At 50.3% G+C, this 24,742-nt stretch carries 21 protein-coding genes; 5 read left to right on the top strand and 16 right to left on the bottom strand.

Features of this window, described 5'->3' with window-relative positions:
- Positions 1-338: 338 nt before the first annotated feature.
- Positions 339-866: a hypothetical protein gene (locus tag L6442_RS06085; RefSeq protein ID WP_194233817.1), complete on the top strand. Its 528-nt coding sequence runs from the start codon at positions 339-341 to the stop codon at positions 864-866.
- 1,421 nt (positions 867-2,287) lie between these two features.
- On the opposite strand, the gene L6442_RS06080 is transcribed toward L6442_RS06085, so the two are convergent.
- From L6442_RS06080 to L6442_RS06045, 8 genes are all read right to left on the bottom strand, one after another.
- Entirely contained in the window at positions 2,288-3,106 is an 819-nt protein-coding gene (locus L6442_RS06080; protein ID WP_194233849.1) for a carbohydrate ABC transporter permease, read from the bottom strand.
- Between the two features lie 120 nt (positions 3,107-3,226).
- Positions 3,227-4,099 carry a carbohydrate ABC transporter permease gene (locus tag L6442_RS06075; protein ID WP_194233818.1) on the bottom strand — a complete coding sequence of 291 codons (873 nt, stop codon included), beginning with the start codon at positions 4,097-4,099 and terminating at the stop codon, positions 3,227-3,229.
- Positions 4,096-5,169 carry an ABC transporter ATP-binding protein gene (locus L6442_RS06070; protein ID WP_212980749.1) on the bottom strand — a complete coding sequence of 358 codons (1,074 nt, stop codon included), beginning with the start codon at positions 5,167-5,169 and terminating at the stop codon, positions 4,096-4,098. Before L6442_RS06070 ends, L6442_RS06075 begins: the two co-directional genes overlap by 4 nt.
- The gene (locus L6442_RS06065; RefSeq protein WP_212980750.1) at positions 5,123-6,031 is read right to left on the bottom strand and encodes an HAD family hydrolase; all 909 of its coding nucleotides are present in this window, start codon (positions 6,029-6,031) and stop codon (positions 5,123-5,125) included. Before L6442_RS06065 ends, L6442_RS06070 begins: the two co-directional genes overlap by 47 nt.
- A gap of 42 nt (positions 6,032-6,073) precedes the next feature.
- Positions 6,074-7,387 (bottom strand): ABC transporter substrate-binding protein, encoded by a 1,314-nt coding sequence (locus L6442_RS06060; RefSeq protein WP_237100245.1) that lies wholly within the window; start codon positions 7,385-7,387, stop codon positions 6,074-6,076.
- A gap of 179 nt (positions 7,388-7,566) precedes the next feature.
- The gene (locus L6442_RS06055) at positions 7,567-8,178 is read right to left on the bottom strand and encodes a glycerol-3-phosphate responsive antiterminator (protein WP_194233822.1); all 612 of its coding nucleotides are present in this window, start codon (positions 8,176-8,178) and stop codon (positions 7,567-7,569) included.
- Positions 8,179-8,542: 364 nt separating this feature from the next.
- The gene (locus L6442_RS06050) at positions 8,543-12,079 is read right to left on the bottom strand and encodes an S-layer homology domain-containing protein (RefSeq protein ID WP_212980752.1); all 3,537 of its coding nucleotides are present in this window, start codon (positions 12,077-12,079) and stop codon (positions 8,543-8,545) included.
- A 700-nt stretch (positions 12,080-12,779) separates the two neighbouring features.
- Positions 12,780-13,718, bottom strand: a complete 939-nt coding sequence (locus tag L6442_RS06045) for an aldo/keto reductase family protein (RefSeq protein WP_212980753.1) — start codon at positions 13,716-13,718, stop codon at positions 12,780-12,782.
- 149 nt (positions 13,719-13,867) lie between these two features.
- On the opposite strand from L6442_RS06045, the gene L6442_RS06040 reads away from it, so the two are divergent.
- Positions 13,868-14,212 (top strand): winged helix-turn-helix transcriptional regulator, encoded by a 345-nt coding sequence (locus L6442_RS06040; RefSeq protein ID WP_212980754.1) that lies wholly within the window; start codon positions 13,868-13,870, stop codon positions 14,210-14,212.
- 70 nt (positions 14,213-14,282) lie between these two features.
- Here the strand turns inward: L6442_RS06040 and L6442_RS06035 are convergent, their stop codons facing one another.
- Together L6442_RS06035 and L6442_RS06030 are read right to left on the bottom strand one after the other, a co-directional pair.
- Positions 14,283-14,570, bottom strand: coding sequence for a hypothetical protein (locus L6442_RS06035; protein WP_194233826.1), 288 nt, complete (start codon positions 14,568-14,570; stop codon positions 14,283-14,285).
- Between the two features lie 226 nt (positions 14,571-14,796).
- Complete coding sequence (locus L6442_RS06030; protein ID WP_194233827.1) at positions 14,797-14,985, bottom strand: DUF3934 family protein; 189 nt, start codon at positions 14,983-14,985, stop codon at positions 14,797-14,799.
- A 254-nt stretch (positions 14,986-15,239) separates the two neighbouring features.
- Between L6442_RS06030 and L6442_RS06025 the strand changes: the two genes are divergently transcribed.
- The 3 genes from L6442_RS06025 (at position 15,240) to L6442_RS06015 (ending at position 19,179) form a co-directional block, all read left to right on the top strand.
- The gene (locus tag L6442_RS06025) at positions 15,240-15,818 is read left to right on the top strand and encodes a TetR/AcrR family transcriptional regulator (protein WP_212980755.1); all 579 of its coding nucleotides are present in this window, start codon (positions 15,240-15,242) and stop codon (positions 15,816-15,818) included.
- A gap of 77 nt (positions 15,819-15,895) precedes the next feature.
- Positions 15,896-17,020: a cytochrome P450 gene (locus L6442_RS06020; RefSeq protein WP_212980756.1), complete on the top strand. Its 1,125-nt coding sequence runs from the start codon at positions 15,896-15,898 to the stop codon at positions 17,018-17,020.
- A gap of 164 nt (positions 17,021-17,184) precedes the next feature.
- A complete protein-coding gene (locus L6442_RS06015; RefSeq protein ID WP_237100244.1) occupies positions 17,185-19,179 on the top strand; it encodes an IS1182 family transposase in 1,995 nt (664 codons plus the stop codon).
- On the opposite strand, the gene L6442_RS06010 is transcribed toward L6442_RS06015, so the two are convergent.
- The 6 genes from L6442_RS06010 to phnM all read right to left on the bottom strand — a co-directional run bounded on the left by L6442_RS06010 (position 19,101) and on the right by phnM (position 24,720).
- Positions 19,101-19,907 (bottom strand): PhnE/PtxC family ABC transporter permease, encoded by an 807-nt coding sequence (locus tag L6442_RS06010; protein WP_212981309.1) that lies wholly within the window; start codon positions 19,905-19,907, stop codon positions 19,101-19,103. The genes L6442_RS06015 and L6442_RS06010 overlap by 79 nt on opposite strands.
- Positions 19,908-19,975: 68 nt before the next feature.
- The gene (locus L6442_RS06005) at positions 19,976-20,785 is read right to left on the bottom strand and encodes a PhnE/PtxC family ABC transporter permease (protein ID WP_237100243.1); all 810 of its coding nucleotides are present in this window, start codon (positions 20,783-20,785) and stop codon (positions 19,976-19,978) included.
- On the bottom strand, positions 20,754-21,542 hold the full coding sequence (gene phnC / locus L6442_RS06000) for a phosphonate ABC transporter ATP-binding protein (protein ID WP_212981302.1): 789 nt from the start codon (positions 21,540-21,542) through the stop codon (positions 20,754-20,756). The genes L6442_RS06005 and phnC overlap by 32 nt, the downstream gene beginning before the upstream one ends.
- A 44-nt stretch (positions 21,543-21,586) precedes the next feature.
- Positions 21,587-22,645, bottom strand: a complete 1,059-nt coding sequence (locus tag L6442_RS05995; protein WP_212981301.1) for a phosphate/phosphite/phosphonate ABC transporter substrate-binding protein — start codon at positions 22,643-22,645, stop codon at positions 21,587-21,589.
- Between the two features lie 172 nt (positions 22,646-22,817).
- A complete protein-coding gene (locus L6442_RS05990; protein ID WP_212981300.1) occupies positions 22,818-23,525 on the bottom strand; it encodes a phosphonate C-P lyase system protein PhnL in 708 nt (235 codons plus the stop codon).
- The gene (gene phnM, locus L6442_RS05985; protein ID WP_212981299.1) at positions 23,473-24,720 is read right to left on the bottom strand and encodes a phosphonate metabolism protein PhnM; all 1,248 of its coding nucleotides are present in this window, start codon (positions 24,718-24,720) and stop codon (positions 23,473-23,475) included. The genes L6442_RS05990 and phnM overlap by 53 nt, the downstream gene beginning before the upstream one ends.
- Positions 24,721-24,742 lie beyond the last annotated feature (22 nt).

The raw sequence follows: 24,742 nt of genomic DNA, 5'->3' as shown, positions 1-24,742 counted from the left end.
GCACCTTGATCCCGAGGAATTCTTATGCGTTGTTTATTCGGGTTTTATTCGGGTTTTATGCGAGTCTTAGCAAGTCTTCTTTAAATCTTATGCGGGTCCGGTGGACCTGAACTGAATTATCCTTATTTTAGCCGAAAAGATTTCGAAGGTCTATCGCTTATTTTCGCCTGATGCCTGATCCATTTCATCATTTTCCCATCCCCATATGGAGGTTTTGTCATATTTTGTAGATAATTGTATTGACATCTCTCTATCTTACCTAATAAGATTAATAGATACACAACTATAGACAGACTTCATAGCGTACAGACAATACATACGAAAGGATTGCTTAAAAAATGAAAAAACGGTTATCATTGCTTCTCATGGCATTCATCCTGTTGATGCCAACGACCATTTTTGCGGCCCCCGACAACTCGAATGACGCGTCATCCGTAAATGTTAATGCTGAGGAGGAAGAAGCGCTTCCACCGAAACTGCAGGAACTTCAGGACTATGCAGACATGCTTGCGCCGATTGAAGTATACGAAGACAAGGCAATTGCTGAGTATCAAAAATATTCGATCGTGACAACGTCCAACCGGAAAACCGTATACAATTCGCTCGTCAACGTTGTTATTCCCAACTACAAAAAAGTCGTCAGCATGACTGCCAAAGTGAAAGCGCCGAATGCGGAGCTGCAATCCATCCATAACCTGATGGTCAAAGGCACGCAACTGCAGCTGGAAGCCTTCGATCTGATGCAGCAGGCCATTTACAAGAAAAAGAGCCTGACGCCAGCCAACAACAAACTGGAAGCTGGACGTAAGTTAATCGCTCAATACACAGCTAAGCTAGAGGAATACGCAAAAAAATATAGCGAGTAAAGTTTGATTAGTAGCTGGACTTCCCCGGATTGCCGGGGGGGTCCTTTTCATTTTATCGATTCTGCCCGCTGGAGCTTCAACTGACAAATCTGACCGTTCAGCAACATGTCGCGTAAATACCCGCTGCCGAATAGGCTAATGTAACAATGACGGCCAGACGGGAGGAAATAGCGATGCACCTTTATCAAGTGCCGCTTCAAGTGCGAACTCTGAACGTATACGGTCCCCGGCACCGTGTTTCATTATCCCCAGCTCGCCGGACTGGCGAACATATCAATACGTAAAAAAGCTGGATCTATATCCAGGCTGCTGAAAAACCCCCTGTTTTTTGCAGGGGGTTAAGATTTGCCTACATTGCCTCAACAATGGGGTCATGAGAATCGTTTAAATCGATCTTTGTTTTAAAAGCCACCACATAAAAATGGAAGTTTCCAAAAGTCTTCCGGACTTTCCCACGGCCTGGCAGATGCAGCTATGCGCATCTTAAGCTTTAATGGAATACCGTTGAAGGGACATATTTGTTTTTGAATCAGATTTTGCAAAATTCGATTCCAGACGCTCCCGGGAAGAATACATAGACGAACTAACACGAAAATAGCCCTAACGGACACCACCTCGGCCGCTAACGGACACCACGGCGGCTAACGGACACCACGGCCGCTAAGTGGCTAAAAACAGCCGTTTTTAAATCCTAACGGACACCACAGCGCTTAATTGCCTCAAAACACCGCCAAAAGAGAATTTTTCACCAAATAGCAGCATCTGTGTCCGTTAGAAATCAAAATGGTCGAAATTGCTCTCAATAGCGGCCGAGGTGTCCGTTAGAGTTTTGCAGTCGTGTTCTACATATTGCTTGAATAAACCTTTCATAATAAATTAGGGTATTTGATTAGTGACATGATGAAATTGATTCTTGAAAGTCGCTTATTGGATTTTTGCAAAATCTCGAATATAAACGATTGGTGGCTCGCTTTGGAAATTGTTGCGAAAATACATCTATTTTGGGCACTTAAGTTTGTTATGGATGAAAAACCTGCAAAAGTGCAGGTTTTTCCCACTTTTTGAGCATAACCAAGCGGTTCATGGTCAAATTGATGCACTATCGCAACAATTTCGCGCTCTACTTCGCAACAATTCAATATTTCAGACAATTGGAATCCACAACGGCTCGCCTTCCAGCCAAATACAGAGCGTGAAATGAAGCTACTCACCATACTTTTCCATACACTAGAGTCTAACCCAATTTTCATACACACACACTAGAGTTCAACCAATTTTCCACATACACTAGAGTCTAACCCAACATCGAAAAAGGACGCGCACTTTGAATAATTCCACCTGAGAATTGAATCATTCGACAGCAAAAAAGCTGCTCCATGCCGCCATGAGCAGACGATAAAGCAGCTTTTCCCTTATCCGAATTATTTTACGCCATTATACACAAACGCCTTAATGATATGGCGCTGCGATAGGGAAAACACAGCCAAAATCGGCGCTACGAGAATCAAATTCCCCGCCATCAAAATATTCCATGTTCCCACGCCTTCGACCTCGCGGATTTTCGCAATGCCGATCGGCAGCGTTCTGGCGACGTCGTTTGTCGTCATCACCAGCGGCCAGAAATAATCATTCCAATGGGCGATGAAGCTGAACAAAGCGAAGGTGACAAGCACCGGCTTTACCATCGGCACCATAATCCGAACGATGATTTTCCATTCCTTCGCCTGATCGAGTCTGGCTGCTTCCAGCAGTTCATCCGAGATTTGCCGGAAAGCCTGCCGCAGCAGGAAGATGCCGAAGGCGCTTGAAGCGAATGGCAAAATGAGTCCCAGATGGGTATTCAGCAGCTTGAAGGTGCTGAGCTCCAAATAAACAGGCAGGAAAATAAGCTGCTCCGGAATCATCAGCGTCACCATGACGACGCCGAACAAAAAGCCCGATCCAGCAAACTTATATCTCGCAAACGCATAGGAAGCCGGTATAATCGTCAGCATTTGCAGAACCAGGATGCTTACGGAAATGATGACGCTGTTCATTATATAATGCAGGAACGGTCCCGTATTCCAGGCATCGATGTAGTTTTTCCAGACGGGATGACGCGGAATCCACTCCGGCGGGAAAATCATCGTCTCCGGCAATGTTTTCAGGGAGGTGGACAACATCCAGACAAAAGGCATCGCGAAAATCAGCACCAGCAGCAGCAGCCCTGCCGCATTGACAAGACGGAGAATGAGGGTCATGGCTTTTCGCAGGCTAGCTTGTTTCGTCCGGACTCCATTAAGCGGATTGCCGGCGGCAGTCCCGACGGGACCGCCTTCGATGGCACGGTTTGCGGCTTTCAAGCGTTTCACCTCTTTTTCTTAGCGGTAATGAACCCGGTTCGACAGCAGTTTGAAATAAATGATGGTCAGAATGCCCACGATCACCAGCAGGATTACGCCTGCGGCAGAGGCATAGCCGATCTTAAAGAACCGGAAGCCGTATTGGTAAATGTAGTACACGAGCGTATTCGTCGAATTGACCGGACCGCCCTGGGTCATGATGGCGATCGTCTCAAACACCTGGAACGACCCGATCATGTTGATGATCACCAGGAAAAAAATCGTCGGCGACAACATCGGCAGAATCAGCTTGGTAAACGTCGTCCAAGGCCGGGAGCGGTCCAGGGAAGCCGCCTCGTAAATATCTGCGGGAATGCTCTGCAGGCCGGCGATAAACACAAGCGTGTTGTAACCGATCCCCTTCCAAACGGCAACGATGACAAGCGAAATGAGCGATGTGCTTGGATGGGCGAGCCACTGCAGCTTTCCAAAGCCAAACAGCCCGATAACCCAGTTGAGCAGCCCGTATTCGGGGTCCATGATCCAGCTCCATAAAAGCGAAATGGATACCAGCGAAATGATATGCGGACTAAAAATGGCGCCCTGCACGATGCCGTAAAAGAAGTTCCCGCGGTTGAGCCACAAAGCGAGCAGCAGGGATAAGCCCGTCGTTAACGTTACCGTCAAAATCGTGTACAGCGTCGTATTGGAAAGCACCTGCCGGAATTCCGGTTCGGTAAGCAAATCCACAAAATTTTGTATTCCGACGAAGCTTTTCGTCGGACTGACGAAATTCCAATCGAAGAAACTCAAATAAATCATGTAAAAGATCGGATATATGAAAAACACCGAAAAAACAATGATGGCCGGAGCAACCATGCTATAGGGGCGAAGCTTATGCCAAAGCGTCATACGAATGCGCCTCCGGCAACCAAAGGTTTGGTTTCCAGCATGGCCCCGTATACTCTGTCCCCATCCGATCCGAAATAATAAAGCTGGTCATACGGAACCGCCACGTTCACTGCATCCGCGGTCTCCAGCGGCTTCAGGAAGGTTTTGACGAAAAACGTTCCCGCCTCCGAACGGATTTGATAAATATTTTCCGCCCCCAAGCTTTCGCGGGTAAGAATCTCGCCTTTCAGAACAAGTCCTTCCACCTGCTGGTCAGGGTTCAAAAGCGCCTGCTCCGGGCGGAAGCCCACATAACTTACCGGGCGGTCCGCACGGACGTTCAGCCCTTTTACTTCGTTCATGTTCATGATGTTCATCGCTGGCGTACCGATAAATTGGGCCGTGAACAGATTGGCCGGATCCTGGTAAAGCGTCATCGGGGAATCCGCCTGCTGAATCGCTCCTTTATTCATCACGACGATTTCGTCGCCCATCGACATCGCCTCCACCTGATCGTGGGTCACGTATACAAACGTAGTTCCAAGCCGCTTATGCAGCTGGATCAGTTCCGTTCTCATTTGGTTGCGCAGCTTCGCGTCCAGATTGGACAAAGGTTCGTCAAGAATAAATACTTTCGGCTTTTTGACCATCGCCCGCGCCAAGGCCACACGCTGACGCTGCCCGCCGGACAGGCTCTGCGGTTTTTTGTCAAGAAAAGGGGCAAGACCGACGATTTCCGAAATGTCCTTGACCAGCTTCTCGCGCTCGCTGCGGGGGACGCCTCTGTTTTTGAGGCCGAACTCGATATTGCCGCGCACGGTCATGGTCGGATACAGCGCATAATTTTGAAACACCATGGCGACATCCCGCAGCCCGGGCGGCGTTTCGTTTACGCATGTATCATCAATCCATATTTCGCCGCCGCTTTGCTTCTCAAGTCCGGCGACCATGCGCAGCGTGGTCGATTTGCCGCAGCCCGACGGTCCGACAAGCACCGTAAAGGAGCCGTCCTTGATCTCCAGGTTCAAGTCCTGAATCACGGTTTCATCCTTGAATTCCTTGCAGATTCCCTTCAGCAGAATCCGTGCCATCGTCAATTTCCTCCTTCATTTGCCGCTCTGCAATCGCACGCATGAGCCGTTCAAGTTCATCCAATGTCGCAAGCCGCAAATCCCATGTTTCGGGATCATGGCTTGGATACGGGGAAATAAAGCAGGTCCGGCCTCCGATCCGTTTCACCGGATGCAGATCATTCCATGGGTTATCCCCGACCGACAAAATTTCATACTCCTTGTATCCCTGCCGGAGCAGGGAAGCCAGATAGCTCTCCAATCCCGCCGGCTTTCCCGCCCCGCAGTAGATTTCGTCAAATACATGGCGTATCTGCATAAAATTCAAAAATTCGGCGCCAGACTCTGAATGCGTATTGGTCATAAGCACTTTTTTCTCCACACCGAGTTGTTCTATTGCTTGCATCAAACCACCGTGAATCTCGAAGCGGTAGGGTGCGGCAAGCATTTCCTTGCGCACCCTGTCAAAAGCTTCAGCCAGCTTCGTCTCCGGAAGCTTGTATTTGCGGCTGAACATGGTCACGATGCCCCATGGATCACCGATATGCAGCAAATCCGCAGCAGGGATGGATTCGAACTTGTATACCTTTTTGCGGACAGGGACGGATGAACCGTCCCATGCATATCCGCGCGCCAATCCGTCTTCCAGCCGGATCACCAGCAGGTCATCCTGCAGATGGTAAAAGTGGCCGAACCCGAAAACCTGCTCTCCGGATCGCAACGCTTTTCCCATGCCAACCGCCGTCTCCGTGTCCGCTTCATGCGCTGTCCCTTCCAACAGATAACGAATATACCGCTCCATATAGGTATCTTCCTGATACAAAGTACCGTCCATATCGAAAATAACAACCTTGATGTCCTCGAGCCAGTTGTCTACCGCCATATTGAGCATGATCCTTTCTTATGTCAGGATGAACGCAAATTCTTATTTGGCAAGCAGTTTGTTTGCTTTCTCTGCCGCTTGATTCAAGGCGTCCTGCGGTGAAGTGTTCGGATCGATGATCGCTTTTTGAATGGCGTCGCTCAAAATATTGGCTACTTCCGGATAAGCGTTCTCCATCGGACGCGGTCTTGCATATTGAAGTTGGTCAACAGCGACCTTATATTGCGGGAATTGCTTGAAATGCTCTTGAAGCTCTTCGCTTTCCGCAGCGGATGTACGGGTTGGCAAATAGCCGACATGCTTGTGCTGGTAAATCGTGTTTTCCTTGGAAGTCATCCATTTAATAAACTCCCATGCTGCTTCCTTTTCTTCAGGCTTGCTCTTGGATGTGATGACCAACTGGCAGCCGCCTGTCGGAACGCCGTAATCCTTGTTGGCTGGCATAAATGCCGTTTGCAGCTCGAAGCCGTTGCCTTTGGCGATTTCCAAGCTTTCAGCTACGCCCGCAGTCGAACCGATTTTGAAGGCGGACATTTGATTCGCCCAGTCTTTGCCCGCAGTCGCTCCGGCTTCGTCGCCGACAGGCATTTTGATGAGCCCTTCGCTGGAGAGCTTTTTCCAGAACTCAACCGGCGCAACTCCGGCAGCATCGTTGAACGCAGCCGTTTTGCCGTCTTCGCTCAGCATGCGGCCGCCGCTTTGCGCAACAAGCGCTTCGTAATACCAAATATCCACCGGAATTGTCATGCCAATCTTGCCTTTTTCCTTCAGTACACGCGAGTATTGCTCTAACTCCTCCCATGTTTTTGGACCGGCGGGATCGAGCCCGGCATTTTTCAGCATCGTCACGTTTTTATACATAATCGGGGTACTGCGCATAAAAGGAAGCCCATACAGCTTGCCGTTCACGTAGGCATTCCCCATCAGACCCGGAATAAAATCATCCAGCTTCACCTGATCCTTATCCTTTTCCACATATGGCGTCAGCTCTTCCAGCATGCCGGAATTGGCGAATACGCCGGTCGAGGCAATCTCCAGATCCGTAACGGCCGGGGCATTGCCTGCAGCGAAAGCCGCCTGCACTTTGGCATGAAGATCATCATATCCGCCCTGATGTTCGGCTACGACTTCGTATTTATCCTGCGATTCGTTAAAGGTTTTGACCATGTGCAGCTTTGCTTCCTCGATTTTGTCCCCGTAGGCGTACCAGTATTTGATGACAACTTTCTTGGATGATCCGGCAGCTTCAGCCTTTCCTTCGCCTTCAGCGTTGTCCGTACCGCCTGAACCGCAACCTGCCAATGATACCGCCATCAGAGCCGCAAGCGTAAAAGCCGTGATTTTCTTCTTAAACACAGTCATTCCTCCACCCTATTTTTGTAGAATCTGGCCGGAAGCAGCAAAAAAGAAACCTGAAGTACTGCCGGTGACTACACACACCCGCAGCAGATCAGGTTTCTCCAAAGCTCCAACCGTTTTATTTACTTGTTAAAACCAATATAAAGGACAAGTGTTAAAACTATTCCGGCAAAAGATTAAATCTGCATCAACTTTCTCCCCGGCTTGCCCCACAGCTCCGGCCTCGAGGAAGAGATCGCGGTTGCACCATGGTTCAGGCAGTCTTCGCAGTGGGATTCCTCATATAATAACCCGCCCGTTATGATCGGGATCGATGTAAAAGACTTCACTTTGCAGATCATATCCGGGATCCGGGCAGGCATCAGTTCAATAATATCCGGTTCGGTTTGCGAAATGCTTTTGGCGATATTGTCCAATCCTTCGCTATCGACGAGAAAAAAACGCTGGACGGTAAGCAGTCCCATTTTTTTCGCATTTTTGACGACATTGGTTTTGGTGGAAATGATCCCGTAAGGCCGGATGCTTTTGGCCAAATAGTCGAGCCCGTAGTGATCGGTGCTGAGACCTCCGATTTTCTCCAAATGCATGAAAACAGGCAGTCCGTGCTCCTGGAACACATTAACGTATCCCTTTACCACTCCGATATGTCCCATTAACAAAAAAATGCCGCTTAGCTGATTCCGCCGTTTCAGAGCGAGCTCGATATGCCGCGGATCTTTGACCGAGGCGATGCGCTTATGTTCGGTAAGCCGCTTGTAAAATTCCTCTTTAGTCATCAAGCCATGCATAAATGCAGCCTCCTTCGTAAGATTCGATTATCCCGTATGCTTTCCGCAATTTTTGGCGGTGGCCCTCGTCATGCAACGCCACACCGCGTGCGGGAAGCTGCGCGCGGTCGGCGACTCAGCTTGAATGGAGCTTCCTTCTCTTTCCATCGTATGGACAAATTGTTTTCCGATTGTTAAATAAGAGGCTTGGTTATGTAAACGAAGCTTGCGAAACCTGTTGAGTAGATAAAAAACTTTGCGCCTCAGCTCCAATTAAACATTATCTTAAAAAGATCCGGCACAGCGGCAGCGCCTTAAATCCAGTGCATATCATGCCGGAAGCCTGCTGATAGGATCAGCAGGCTTCCTCTTTTACGTCGTATAATTAAATGTTCATGGCTTCAAGCCATTTGTACAGCATCGATGCAGCTTCCGCTCTGGTCGCATGACTTTGGGCACGGAAGGTCTGATCCCCGTAACCTTGAATAATCCCGGCTGCCGTAAGAGATTGAACCGATGCGGCGGCCCAAGCCGGAATCTGCGACGCATCCCTAAATGCAGGGCTTGCACTTACAGCTGCATTCACACCCGCGCTCTGCAGCGCTTTATCCAGCATAACGGCCATCTCGGCTCTCGTGATGACTTGATCCGGTTTAAAAGCCAGGCCTTCCTTGCCTGAATATCCGCTAATCAATCCGGCTTTCACAAGCGCCGCCACATCCGCCTTGGCCCAGGCCGGAATCTGGTTCCGGTCGGCAAACGACAGGTTGTCCCCGTCAACCGCAAGTCCCAGAGCTTTGGAGAGCATAACCGCAAACTGTACTCTCGTCACCTGATCCTCCGGATGGAATAAATGCTCGTCGTAACCGCGAATCACGTCCATTCCTGCCAGACGATCCACAAACGGGCTTCCCCAATGTCCGGTCAAATCCGTAAATGCTGCCGGCTCAAAACCAAACACGGCGTATTTTGCCAAATGCTTCGTTTCAACCGTGATCATGCCGTCCGGGTTTACTTTCCCTCCAAGGTACACCCAGGCATGTCTGGATTCGTTGTAGTAGTATACGGCTGGCTTCTGCGAAGAAGGGAGCTGCTTCGGATCATAGTGAAGCGTCAGATCCATCGGTTTGGCAAGCGTACCGCCAGATGCGCTCGTGAAAGCAACAACCGGACCAATAACTTTATGCGTTCCCGTAGACGGCACCCCGCTATCCGTCACGACAGCTACATTCAATTGACGGTCCACCTGGACCGCCCCTGCCGGAATCGTCCATTTCGCGACATCCGGTATGCTTCCCGTTGAACCATGGGCAGCTGATACATCGGCTTGTGCGGATGGCAGCGGTTTGGGACCTTCCGGAACGGATGGCGTTGGTGGAGGTGTGGAAGGCGAAGTCGTCGTTGGCGGTGTTGGCGTTACGCTGCCGGAACCGCCGTTTCCAGTTCCGCCTCCGGCATTGGAACCTCCCCCTGCAGGCGGCATACCGCTGTCCTTCTCCTTCACAATAACGGTTCGTTTTACTTCCGCGGCAGCGTTGCCTGCGGCATCTTTAGCATTGTAAAGCACCGTATATTGGCCTGAAACCGAGGTATTGACTTCCCCAGTAATAACAACCTCTTCCGGTACTCCAACCGGATCAGTGACTTTCGCCCCCTGCTCCTTGTATTGATCACCGACGGTCAGCGTTACCGTTTCGGCACCGATAAGAGTGATCACCGGCGGCGTCTTATCGATTTTGATCTTTAACGGCAAGAGCGTTTGAACATTCGTTTCGTCCGTCGCCCGGAACAGCAGCTGCCGCTCCCCTTCTTCCTCATAAACAAGCGGTTCATTAGCGGTATAAGGCTCATAAGTTTGTCCGCCGTCCTGCGACAACTCCAGGGTCACCGATGTGCTCGGCTCATGTACATCGGCATAAACGCTGGCCGTCACGCTCTGATTCGTCCACGCACCATCAGCATAAGGTTTTCCATCTGCGGTAAACATAGCGCTGTGCAGTTCAACGGTCGCAGGATTCATACCGGCTACTACCGCCAGGAATGTTTTGGTTACCTTCGCGCTGCCGCGCGTAATTTCGGCGGTCAGCGTTACCAATATGTTATTTTCCGGCCGATTTCCAAGCTTTCCATCATTTGCGATCACGTCCGGATGCGAGCTTGTCCACTGTATGCTTGTGCCGCGCTCACCTTCAGTCGGCAAAGAAATATCTGTAGTAACAGAGCTTAAGTCGCCCAGATCCAGAGCACTTTTAGCTGCCTCAACCGCAAATTGGTCATTCGGGGCAACCGTCACAAACACTGGGTTCGAATAAAACCAAAGATCCTTATAATTGCGGTCGTTGATCGCATTAAAACGCGTATCGTTATCGGCTTCATCGGTAACCGGATCAAGCAGCGGATTGCCGTCCTTGGTCTCGCCTTCCACATTCATGCCGAGATTAGTGCCTCTTAACCGGAAATATTGGTTTTTCTCCGCGGATTTCACTGTGTATTTGATCACGTTGTAACCTTCGCTGTCCGTCGTCCAATCTTTGCTTGTGAAGGTCGCGATCACTTTGGTGGAATCATTGGTGTCTTTGCTGTATTCAGGAGTTCCCGGCTCGGTTTTTCCGGTGACGTCCCCGGCAATCAGATCCACATGATCGACCTGCGGAACCGCATGCCCGGATATCCCGCTGTCTACCGGCGATTCGTAATGATTCGTTTCCGGGCTCTTGAAGCGGATCGTAAGCTCGACGTCATCGCCTTCCGTCACCTGCAGATCGCCGCCCATATCGGCTTTCGCCCCGCCGTTTGCGGCATGGAAATCCAGTTCATTGATCAAATCTCCGTAGACGGAGAAGGATTTACCCGATCGGAGACCGTTCAGGATCGACTGCATGTCGCTGCCTTCGGTCCAGGTATAGTTCCTGGAATATTCCCCAGGCCAATATCCGCTCGAATAAGGTCCCCTGATTTTAAAATGAAAATCCGAGTTGGCGAAATTCCAAAAATGACGCCCTTCGCCAAGCAATGCATCCCATACGCCTCCGACCTTGGCGACCATGTAGTCCGTACCGCCGTAAGATCTGTTTTTGGCCTTCGGGTCTAACAGGGGGTCGGCCGAAGTATAAGGCGTATTATAACCCCCCCGGTCCGGCTCCATCTGACCTCCGATCATGCCTTCCATCCCGAACACGATATCCGGCGCCAGGTTATTCAGGTCGCGGATGTCCGCAATCGTGTATTTGCCTACGATACGGGACGGATGGTTCAGAATCACGTAGCTCGTTTGCGGAAATTTATTTTTGAGCCAGCTAATGGCGGTTAAGGCATCCGCATGCGTAGTGTACGCCCGCTGATCCTGCTGGTTCCACTCGGCGACATCTGCCGGATCGAACCAGGAAGCATCCCGGTTCGTAAACAAATATTCGAACTGATTCGCCGCCTTCAGCGTCGCTTCCGAATTCGGCTCGTTGCCCAAAATTCCGATGGACACATGCTCATGGCTTGGCATATCCCATTCGAAACCGGAGAAAATCATTTTTCCTGCATATTTGCCTTGTTCCTGAAGTTTCTTGATTTCGGGCACCTCGTATTCCATCGCCCCTTTGGAAAACGGGATCGGTCCACCCGGAATATCATTCCCTTTATCGTCACGCTTCGAAGACCGCAAATGATTCGCGGTCGCGATCCAATCGAAGCCGTATTTGTCAAATGCATGATCAAGCACATCCTTCAAAGAAGTCTGCGCATCATCCGATTGAAACGTATGTACGTGAAATTCCCCGGACATCCATCTGCCCGTGCCGCTTGCTGCCGGACTTTCCTGCGCCTGCGCGGAACTGTCGCTGCTCGCCGAAGCCGCTGGCACTCCCTGTCCAAACAAGCTCAACGTAAGTGGAACTGCCAATAACATTCGTGTCCATTTTTGAGATAACAAGTTGTCTGCACCGCCTTGAAGTAAAAATAAATGTATCGTTCCTGGTATCCGGTTACCTTGATGAACACTATATCAAACTTGAATCTACTAAGTATATGATTTTACAGAAACTATACAAAAGTAAGCGTCGCATTTTACATAAACCAAATATAACCATCCTTTTATAGCTATTACGTGGGAAATCAGGGAGATATTCCCATCGCTGTTTTCTATCGCAACCAGGGTACATTTACATTGTGATGCTCTTTAAAATCGGGCAGATTGCATTGTGACGCTCTAATGAAACTGGACGGATCACATTGCGATGCTCTAACGAAACTGGATATCGCTATTAAGCCAAAATACAGCCTTAAAATATCCTAACGAAACTGTGCATCGTTATTCGCCAAAATTGGAGCAGATCAAACCGCTTTTGGCCCAAATAACGATATGTAGTTTCGTTACGCAGGATTCGGCTCCCTTTTAGCAGCAATAGCGCTTCTCTGTTTCGTTAGCTTATATGGGATATACCCCAACGAAACATTGGGCACAGATTGCGACAGCACCGCACTAAGAAACCCGTGAAGAGGGCCACAATCCAAAGAGAAGATATTTTTACACACAAAAAATAGCGACCCAATTACATGAGCCGCTATTTTTGATGGCAAGCCAATCAAAGGTTCTCTTCAAACCAATGATTACTTCGCCCACGATATGCTATCTATTTCAAAATTTCCTCGATGCGGTCGATTACCTCTGCACTCAGCTCCACGCCGGAAGCCTTGGCATTTTCTGTGACCTGATCCGGACGGCTTGCGCCAACCAGCGCGCTGGCCACATTGCTGTTGCGCAGAATCCAGGCCAGAGCCAGATTGCCTACGGAAAGTCCGAGTTCGCCCGCAATGCCCTCCAGCTGCTTTACCTTGTTGATTTTTTCTTCGGTGATGCCTTTGCGCATCCATTCGAGCTTGGCGGCGCGGCTATCCTGCGGAATATCCGAAGCGGAGGTGTACTTGCCTGTCAGCAGACCTTGAGCCAGCGGCGAGAATACCACTTGGCCAATGCCGGAACGTTCGCAAAGCGGCATGATTTCTTTTTCGATATAACGCTCGAACATGTTGTATTGCGGCTGGTTCACCACGATCCGGTCCAGCAGGTAGCGATCGGCTACGCCAAGCGCTTCGGCAATCTGCGAAGCCTGCCATTCGCTCACGCCCACATACAATACTTTGCCTTGGCGAACCAGGTCGTCGAGCGCACGGAGCGTTTCTTCGAGAGGCGTTTCCGGGTCATGACGGTGGCAGTAGAAAATATCCACATAGTCATGATTCAACCGCTTCAAGCTGGCATGGGCCTGCTCCATGATATGTTTGCGCGACAAACCGCGGTCATTGGGACCGTCGCCCATCGGCCAAAAGGCTTTGGTCGCCAGCACGTACGATTCACGCGGATACGCTTTCAGCGCTTCGCCAACCAGTTCCTCCGCCGCGCCTCGTTCATACACATTTGCTGTATCAAAAAAATTAATGCCGAGATCATATGCCGTTTTAATCGAATTTACCGCATTTTCGCGTTCTACGTAACCGCCGTATGTAAGCCAGCTTCCCAAGCTGATTTCGCTGACCTTAAGGCCGCTTCCGCCCAATCTCCGGTATTTCATGTTCACATTCCTCCTTAAAATTTCCTGCATACATTGTCCATTCTATAAAAGTTTATATGCGATTAAAAGAAGTGAAATGTTTTTCAGTTAATTATACGGATGATATCTAGTATACTAAGTATAGTAAATACTAATGGAGGTGGATGCTTATGGGAACGATCAAAAAAGCCAGCAGTTATATTCCGAAAAACCCGGATCATATCGAATGCAATATCGAAAAAACGCTTGATGTGCTCGGCGGGAAATGGGCTTTTCTCGTGATCCGCGAATTATTCGGCGGCACGCTCCGCTTTGGTGAACTGCAGCGCCGGATTCCAAGCGTAAGCCCGAGGGCCTTGACCAGTACGCTTCGCCATCTTGAAGAGCACGGCGTCCTTGAACGTGAGGTTTTCCCAACCGTTCCGGTAACCGTTGAGTATACGTTAACGCCCAAAGGTCAGGATTTGCATGTCATTTGCCATGAAATGAAGTTATGGGCGGCACGGTGGACTTAAAAAAGCGCAGCCTGTATCGGTGCGCTCTTCTAAGATCAAGGTTCTATAAACTGAGATGCGGAGCATTCTCTTACTTCCCGTTATACTCCGCGTTGGCTTGATCCAGCATGGATTTCCAGTCCGCGAAGTCGGTCTCTCTGGAGATATGCCGGTCAAACAGCTCGTCAGGGATGTTGCCGATGTCTGCATACGTCTCGATTTGGAAGTTGCCCTTCTCTACAAACTCCCCAAAACTGTTGAAGGAAGAATGCTTCCGCATAAACGACGCATCAAACAATTCGTTCAGCGGTACATGATCCGGATCTTCCTGAACCATTTTTTGGCCTTGCAGCTCTTTCAGCAGATCTTCAAATGACATTGGTTTTTGCTTTCTCAGAATACCACTCCTTAAATTGTAGTTGGCGGCGCTTGTCAATCGTTTGCTGCCTTTTCCCCTGGCCTAACCGCTTGACAACGCCCAGCCGCTCTCTTCAGTCCGTCGTGCGGTTGGCGGCATTTTAGTTCATTGTAATTCTTCGGGCAGACCGCTTGCGCGTTTACTTTCCACTTCCGTATTTAATTTGCATGTCATCCCCTTATGAATGTCACCCGCGCTTTGCGTCGCTGTCGTTTTTGACGGGTCCATCGCCTGCGGCTTCACCAGTTTTTTTCGTCCCCTTACTGGTATAAGGCTTCGGGGCGCTTTTGATCCGGCGGGCTTTAGCATCCCAGCGGGTCCAGCCTTTCTTGCCCGTTCCCCTGCCTGTTCCGCCCTTGCCTTTTGATTTGCTCAAGTGATCACTCCGTTACCTTATTTTGTTCTTGATTCAGTCATATCCATTTCTACCGATAAATGAACCAGATGTTGAAATATACACTACTATGGTCCATATGTACAGGATACGCACGGAAAAAGCAAATCATCGGACCTCTTCTTCTTCTTCATGTTAACCCATTTGACTAATTTTTCCCAGCATGTTATTCTCTTTTTGAACTGACCAGTCAGATTAATTTTAATGCGAATTATGCTTGTGAAAGGTAGATACCCTTGAGTAAAGAAAAAATCATTCACGCAGCCATCGAAGTATTCTCCGAAAATGGATACCACCGTGCGAGCATGGACGAAATCGCCCTGCGGGCACAGGTCGCCAAAGGTACGCTCTACTATAATTTCCCTTCGAAATCCCAGCTGTTCAAAACGGTGGTCAAAGCCGGCTTCGAAGACATTATGCGGCGGACGGAAGCCGATCTGAATGCTCCTCTTCCGCTTGAAGAAATGATTTTTCGGATCATACGTCATCATTTGGATTTATTTTTGGAATCCCGCCATTTTGCGCATATTGTCTTTAATGAGATTTCAAATGGAATCGAGCAGGATGTCCTGGATGAATTAAAGCAGCTAAGACGCGAGCATCTGAACTTCCTGGCGAAAATCCTGGAGGAAGGCAAATGCGAACAAAATCTGCTCCGCGATCTTGATGCAAATTTGGCCGCAGCCAGCATTGTCGGCACAATGGAGAGCGCCTGCAATTACTATCTGAGCCACCAGGATGAGTATTCCCGCCAGGACTTGGAGCATTTTATCTTCACAGTTATTACTAAAGGCCTGTTTATATCGATCGATTAGCAAGGCCTTCTTTTTTAAATTTATAAAACTGACCAGTCAGTTCAAAAAAATGCGGATGAAAGCGAGGATTTTAAAATATGGAATGGAACAAAAACGGTTTGCTGCCCTTGGAATGGTTCAAACAAATGCGCGAGAACTCCCCGGTCGTTCAACCCGAAGAAAATGGGTTCTGGAACGTTTTTAAATACGAGGACGTCAAGGCTGTCTTTACGAATTACGAAGTTTTTTCTTCCCAAGGTTCCCCTTCTGTTGAAGATCCGCTTGAATCAAGCATTTTGCGGCAGGATCCGCCAAAACACCGTCAGCTGCGCAAGCTTGTTTCCCAGGCCTTTACCCCGCGTGTGATTGAATCCCTCGCTCCGAAAATCCAAGCCATTACCGCTTCCCTGCTTGATGAAGCCGAGAAAAACGGCAAAATGGACGCGGTTGCCGATTTTACGAGTCCGCTTCCGATTACCGTCATCGCTGAAATGCTCGGGGTGTCCATAAAAGACAGGCAAAAATTCAAGGAATGGTCGGATGCTTTGGTTGGCGATCATGCAGAAAGCTATTACCAGTGCCAGCGGGAAATGAGCGAGTATTTCTCGGTCATTGCCGAGGACCGGCGCCGCCATCCGCAAGATGATCTGATCACCAAACTGGTGGAAGCGCGCATTGATAATGAACATCTCAGCGATTTGGAAATCATCGGCTTCTGCATCCTTCTGCTCGTGGCCGGCAATGAAACCACAACCAATTTGATCTCCTCAGCCATGCTTGCCATCGACAGTTTACCCGAAGTAAGGTCGCAACTGCTTGCCGACCGGACGCTGATCCCGGGAGCCATCGAAGAAACATTCCGCTATTTTTCACCGGTACAATTGATGTTCCGCCATGTCAAAGAAGACACCGTGCTGCGCGGCAAAGAACTCAAAAAAGGTCAGTTCGTGCATATTTGGATGGCTGCAGCCAACCATGACGAGGATGTCTTTGAACGGCCTGATGAATTTAACATCCATCGTAATCCCAACCCTCATTTGGGCCTTGGCAGCGGTATTCATTATTGTCTCGGCGCCCAGCTTGCCCGCCTTGAATCCAAAATTGCCATCGAAACACTGCTGGAACGTTTTCCGGATTTTCGCCGCGACCATTCCGTAGAGCTTGAGCGCCAGGAAAGCACGGTGATGTTTGCGCTGAAGGAACTGCCTATTATTTTGAAATAACGTTTTCATGTGGCCGGATCATGAACAGCCATTGCGACGGTAATCGTCACATTCCTGTGGGGTTCCCAAACATTGGCCCGGTACAGGTATGCCTAAAGCGTTGAATCCTAAAAAAATGGGGCTGTCCAGAAAGTCAGTAAAAGCTGATGCTGGACGCCCCGTTTTTGTTGGATGTTAAAAAAAGGAACAAAAAAAACGCCAATTCTTGTAGAATGGAAGTTACCACACAACCAACTCAGGAAAGGGCGATTTTTTTGCGTAATCTAACGACTACTACCGAACAGTATACCATGCAAGTGACACTTCCTCTAGAGGATGTGGAAGAAAAAGTGATACCTAAACGAAATCTTGCCCCTACCTTCAAGCCGTACGATAACAAGCAAGCTCAGATGATTCTGAATTTGGAACTATTCATTCCTGACCACCATGTGGCACATGTCATTGATGAAATGATCGAATCCATTCCAGATCAGCAACTGTTTGCCCACTACACAGGCGGAGGCCGCAGTCCCTACCATCCCAAAATGATGCTCAAGGTGATCCTTTACGGTTACTCGCAAAAGGTTTACTCTTGCCGAGGCATTGAAAAGCTGCTGCAAGAGAACCTCCCGGCGATGTGGCTGGCGGCGATGCAACAGCCCGACTTCCGTACCTTGAACGACTTCCGTGGCGTGCGTATGAAAGCATTTATGGACGAGCTGTTTGAAACAATGATCCAAAAGCTCATCGCAGACAATTACATCACGATGGAGAACTACTTTTTAGACGGCACGAAGATCGAAGCTGATGCTAACAAGTATTCTTTTGTGTGGAAAAAATCCACCCTTCACTTTGAAGAGAAGCTCAAGGAAAAGGTACAGGCGACCCTTGCGCATATTCATACGCTCACACAGCAAGAAGCCGACGAATACGCGGCGGCAGCCCCGGATGAACTTCCTGTAAGACTCGAAGAAGCAGCCGCCCTACTGGAAGAAAAAGTGGAGGATTTCACCGAACAAATGGCTCAGGCAAACGACAGCGGAGCGAGAAAAGCCTTACGCAAAGAGCGCAGTGCCCTGAAGCAGCCACTGAAACAAATTTGGGAGGACTTTCTTCCGCGGCTCGCCAAGTATGAGCAGCAGAAAGCCTGCTTTGGCAATCGCAACAGCTACTCCAAAACTGATCCAGATGCCACGTTTATGCGGATGAAGGAAGACCACATGAAGAATGGTCAACTGAAACCGGGTTACAATGTGCAAATAGCGACAGAAAACCAGTTCATTTTGTTTTACAGCCTTCATCAGCGACCTACAGATACACGTTGCTTCATCCCCCATATGGAGCGATTGGCTGCGTCTGCTTTGCCGATGCCGAAAACGGTGATTGCCGATGCAGGCTATGGCAGCGAGGAAAATTACTTGTATGCGGTGGGCGAAGAAAAAGAGCCTCGTTTTGATTTTCTCATTCCTTACGGCAGTTATATGAAAGAGAAAGCGCGTCGCTACAAGAAGGACATCCGACATGCCTCCAATTGGACGTATGAAGAGCAAGATGACCGATTTATTTGCCCGAATGGCCAGTACGTTCGCTTTAAGAAATACCAAATGAAGAAAAACGCGTCTGGCCTGGAGCAAAGCTTTAAGATTTATGAATGTGAAGATTGCAGTGATTGTCCACTCAAGGCAAGCTGCACCAAGGCCAAGGGGAACCGCCAGGTACACTGGAATACAATCTGGGAAGAGTTAAAAGCAAAGGCCAAGAAAGCCCTTGAGGATGACGAGAGATCTGCGATCTATGCTCGGCGTAAAGTCGAGGTAGAAAGCGTATTCGGTCACATCAAGGGCAATCGCTCGTTCCGTCGCTTCTCCTTGCGAGGGATGGAGAAGGTTCACACCGAATTTGGGATTGTGGCTTTGGCCCACAATCTACTGAAGGTGGCGGGCATCCGCTCAGCCACTTTCCTGCAAAAGCGACAGAACAAAAAAAGTTGGACGGAAAACATGACGTTTTCCCGTCCAACTTTTTATTTTGGGGACTTATTGGACAGCCCCATTTTCGCAGGGATCAGTCCTTATGATAACAGCTTGGGCATCCCGCGGTCCTATTTCCCGGCTTTAAGCCTGCGTTTGGCCCGGCCCGCCGCCACCTCCAGCAAAATCGCAAATCCCAAAATAAAATAGGTGATGGCTCCGATTTCCTTCAGGTCAAAATAAAAGCTGCTGGCCATAAACATGTCGTAACCGATCCCGCCGGCCCCTGCCGCCGCCCCCATGGCGACCGCTACGGAGAAATTGATCTCAAAGCGAAGCAGCGTCCACGACATCAAATAAGACATGGAGGAAGGAATAACTGCTTGAAATACGATCTGCCACCAGTTCGCCCCGCTGGACTTGAGCGCCTCGATCGTGCCTTTGTCTATTTCCTCGAAGGCTTCGGAATACGCTTTAATCAAATAACCGATGGAGTGGAAGGTCATGCCGATCACCGCGGCCACGCTTCCCAAACCTGCCGCCACGGCAAAAATGAGGACCCACATCACCGTAGGAACGGCCCGGACGAACGCGACCCCGCCCTTGATGACGGCCACAGCGACCGGGGAAGATAAATTGCGGGCGGAAAACAAGCTGAGAAAGAGGGCGATCACCGCGCCGAACAACGTCGCAAGAAAAGCCAGCCCCAACGTAATCAGAACCTCAAAAAGCGCATCCATAAGCGTGAAATGATGCAACCTCGGCTGCAGGAACATCGTCTTCAAGTTTAGCAAAGTCGCGTAGACTCCTTGAAATACCTGTACCCCTTTATAATCGAAGGTCAAGAAGGCAAACACGGTTAATAGGCCCAACGCCAGCAGCGTCAGCCGGATCGTAAAAACGGCCTTATTAAACGGCTTCTTCGGGGGAACGCTCATGCCGGTACGTTCCCAGGGACGAAGCAGCTCTGCGGTTGCGTTTTTGTCGGCGGCACCGGCGCTCATCCTCATCCTATGACCACCTTTCGAATATAGTTTGAAGCAAATTCAATGATCAGGATGGACGCCACGATGATCAGCACGATCAGACTGGCGGCGCTGTAATTCAGATTTTTATAGTACAGGTTGAACAAAAAGCCGACTCCGGTGCCGGTCAGTATTCCGATCAGGGTGGCGTTCCGAATATTGGTCTCGATCATGAACAGAATCCAGCTGATCAGCTGGGGCAGCACGGATGGGATGACGGACTGGCATATGATCGTGGCGTACCCGGCCCCGGTCGCGCGCAGCGCCTCCACGGAGTGGCCGCTGGACTCGTCGATCGACTCCAGAAAAGCCCGGGTCAGGAACCCGAAGGAGCCGAAGAAAAGAGCAAAATAGCCCGTCATGACATTTTGTCCGAACGAAAACAGCAGAATCATCGACCACACTGTAATATCGATATTCCGAAATATGGTCGCAATCGTCCGGCTGACCAGCTTCAGCCCCGCGTTGATTCCCACCGCCTGTGATCCCATGATGGCGAAAAACAGCGCGAACACGGCGGCGACGGACGATGCCGCAATGGACATCAGCAGGGTCTCCTGTAAGGTACGCAGAATGTCGGGGAGCTTGGAGAACGACTCCCGGTTCGGATAGAACTGGGTGATCCCCCATTCCGCCGCTTTCGGTATCGAGCGCAGGCCTTGGACGACGTCATACTGCGTCAACACCATCGCGCCATAAGTCAGTAACAGAAGCAGTCCCCACAAACGGTAAGCATGCCTTCTTTTGACTGCAAAGAAGTCACCCTGCTTGCGTCTCGCCCTGTTCCGCACCGGCCTCTCTCCTCTCGTTTCCGTAGATGCGCTGAAGCTCGCCGGCGGTAACCTGGTCCGGAGATCCGTTATATACCACTTTTCCCTTGTTGACCCCGATGATCCGATCCGAATACTTTAACGCCGTCTCCACCTGATGGAGATTGATCACGACGGTAATGCCCAGGTTGACGGAAATGCTCCTTAGATGATCCATAATGACGCGCGACGCATTCGGGTCCAGGGAAGCGATCGGCTCGTCGCACAGCAGCATTTTCGGCCCCTGAACCAGAGCCCTCGCGATGCCGACCCGCTGCTTCTGGCCGCCGCTGAGCTGGTCGCAGCGCTTGTGAACCTGCTCCTCCAAACCAAGGATGCCGAGCATTTCATACGCCTGGCGTTTCTCTTCTTCGCGGTAGATGCCCAGCATTCCGGCAAGCGTAGACTTATAGCCGAGCCGTCCATGAAGAACGTTCTCGATGACGCTGAGACGCTCGACGAGATTGTAATGCTGAAAAATCATGCCGATGCTTCTCCGCAGCTTTTTCAGCTCGCTTTTCCGGAATGCCAGCACATTGTTCCCTTCAAAACAAATTTCGCCGCTGCTCGCGTCGATCATCCGGTTGATGCACCGGAGCAGGGTCGACTTTCCGGCCCCCGACGGGCCGATAATCGATACGAACTCCCCTTTTTCCACCGAAAAGCTGACGTCCGTTAACGCTTGGGTTTCGTGGCCGTACTGCTTGGATACATGCTTGAATTCCAATAACGTTGTCATCGTTTACCTCCGCGCTCCTTGGAAAGGCTAACCAGACGGCGCCGTTATTTGGACAGCTCCCGGATCGGATTGAACCAGGCATCCTCTACCGGCAAAAATCTCTCGTTCCCGCTTTTTTGCTTGAACAGACCGGTTGCTTTGGAATCTTTGGGCAGGAAAATTTTCGGGTTATGGGTAACATCATCCGCAGTGAACGCATCCACCAGCTTCTTCTGGTCCTCTTCGCTCACGGTTTTCGTATTGGCGACAAACGGGGAATTCAACACCGGCGTGACGGAAATGACGACAAACTCTTTGCCTGCCAATGTGTTGAAGGGCTCTGCCGCACCTTCCTTCACCTTGTAGACCGCTCCGGGTTTATTGGCGGTTCCGTCCGCCAGCTCCACGTAATTCGACACGCACGTATCGCAAAAAGCAGCCGCATCCGCTTTGCCTGTCAGAAGGTTGACCGCGGAGCCCTGATGGGAACCGCCGAACAAGACATCGCTGAAAAACTTGTCTTTGCCGCCCTGCATCAAATCATCCTGCGACAGGTTTTTATATTTATCCATTTTCCCGAAATAACCGATAATGCCGGCAGCCGGAACTTTAAAGCCCGAAGTCGAGCTGTTGGAAACAAAGGAGAACTTTTTACCAGCTAGGGAGTCGATGGCAAAACTATCGCCGTTTTTATACCCGGCCTCGTCCCCTTTTCTCACATTGATCCAAGAGTAGTACACGGCGTCATCCAGCGTTCCCGACTCTCCGCTGTTCGTAAACAACGGCTTCACGTCCTCCGTTTTGTTCCGGGCTTCCACGTAACCCTGCGGACCCATGTAAGCCAAATCCGCGCTTCCGTTTGCTATGGCTTCGATCGCAATGTTATAATCCGTCGTCATTTTATGCTCGACTTTTTTGCCTGTGGCCTTCTCGACGATCCTCCCGATCTCGTCCCGCGCATCCTTCAAATCGGCGGCCGATTCATTCGGGTACCAGACGATCGTGAGAGTATCCTTGCCTTTTGAACCATTGACGTTCAGGCCCAGCGAGGAAGCTCCGGAAGAACAGCCGGCAACCGCTGCGGCCAGGATCAGAACCAAGAGAAGAGAAATGGTTTTTTTCATGGATTGGGCGCTCCTTTTCCTTAGTTAATGGATACAGATTTACTATACCGGTGAAAGGTCAGTGGATTGTTAACCGAGGAATAAGCCTGTATTATATTTTCATATAAACCTCTTTTTCCCTTTTAATACATGTTCAAAAAGGTCGGTTAACGAACTTTTTGAACAGCTCCTTTTAGCCTGCGGTTTCATGAAAGCGCCCGTCCTGCATATGGTATCTGCGGCTGCACAGGCCCTCCATAAATTCCAGGTCATGAAAGATGCCAAGCATAGTGGTTCCTTCCCGCATCAGCTGCTCGATCAGCGCCTTCACCTTCAACTTGGAAGATTGGTCCAGGCTGGCGGTCGGCTCATCCAGGAGCAGGAGCCTCGGGCGTTTAACCATCGCTCTCGCGATGTTGAGGCGCAGTTTTTCCCCGCCGGAGAATGTTGCGGGATAACTGTCCCTGAGGGCGGGGTCCAGCTCAAAATGATCCAGCATGCCCTCAGTCTCCTGTGAGGCGGTCAGCGGGTTCTTGCCCATTTCAAGCAGGGCCTGATTCACCAGTTCCCTCGCCGTCGTCCGCGGCATGACGTTCAAAAATTGGGAAACGTAGCCGATCTCATGCTTGCGCAAATCGATGATCGTACGATCCGGGGCCAGGGCTAGATCGACTTCCCCGTATTTTGCGGATTGGTACAGGATGGTTCCCCCCTGCGGAAGATAGGTCCGGTAGATGCAGCGGAGAACCGTGGACTTTCCGCTGCCGCTTTTACCCGTAATGCCGATAAATTCGCCCTCGTCCAAATGCAGGCTTACATCCTGAGCGGCGTCGATCTGCTGATTCAAATTATGCAAAGTGAACGTCTTCGACAAATGTTCGATCGTCAGCAGGCTCTTCAACGTCGTTCCCCCTTTCATGATCCCTGTAGTTGGTTCTCTGAATCAGCTTTCCATCGACGAACACCGCCGTGATCACCGGAAAATCCTCCTCGATCATTGCGATCAGGATCAGGTCGGCCTTTTTCCCTACCCGGATCGAGCCGATTTCGTGATCCATCTTGACGGCCCGCGCTGGATGAAGCGTCACCAGCCGGAACATGTCCGCCAAGTCCTGTCCGCAGCGTTCTGCAAGGTAAAATACGGCGTGCAGGAGCGAAGCCGGATAATAATCGCTGCATAAGATATCGATGCATTTCTCCCGAATCGCCTCGGCGGCAGACAGATTTCCGCTATGCGAACCGCCAAGGATGACGTTAGGCGCGCCGGCCACGGTGTACATCCCCTGTTCTTTTGCCCGCCGGGCGATCTCAAGGGTGATCGGAAACTCGCTGATGGTTGCCCCGAAACCCTTAACCAGATCCAGCTTCTCAAGGGAATCGTCGTCATGCGAGGCGACGGCAATTCCGGCTTCCAGCGCCATCCCGGCGATTTCCCGGATGCCCTGGGCGGTCAATTTCTCCTTGCTCATATGCTTCCGAATCAGCTCGTCTATGCCCTCATCGGTCACATCGTCGTAACCTCTTAACGTTGCCCGGTATACCTCCAGATCACGATATTGTCCCTGACCCGGCGTATGGTCCATAAACGAGACCAGATGCACTTTGTTAGCCGCGATATAGCTTTTGAGATTGTCAACCTCAACCACATTGTCGATCTCAAACCTGGCGTGGAAGCGGTGGCGCACCAGATGCTTGCTCGTATGCGAAGACTCGATCAGCTCCAGCAGCCTGCGGACATTTTCCGGTTCGCGGATCGGGCGGTATTTGTACTCCGTCGACTTGTAGATGGATAAGGAATGAAACATCGTCGTAATGCCGTGGGTGATCAGCTCCTTCTCCGTCTCCCTGAGACTAAGCCGGAAATCCATTAAAGATGTCGGCCTCGGGGCGGCCATATGCTCAATGTAATCGGAGTGAATATCGATAAACCCGGGCGCAAGGTATCCTCCTCCCGCATCGATCACCTCGGTCCGTCCATCCGCCTTGATTTCGCCGCGCGGGGAAATCCGCGCGATCTTATCGCCTTGAATCAAAATGTCGTATCCATCCAGGATCGTTTCTTCGGTAACGATGAGCCCGTTCGTAATGAGATACACGGCCCTTCCTCCTTCAAAATAA

This window comes from Paenibacillus azoreducens, from assembly GCF_021654775.1.
Taxonomy (GTDB): domain Bacteria; phylum Bacillota; class Bacilli; order Paenibacillales; family Paenibacillaceae; genus Paenibacillus_AQ; species Paenibacillus_AQ azoreducens.
Note: the sequence above shows the minus strand (reverse complement) of the source record. Positions and strands in the feature narration are given on the sequence as shown.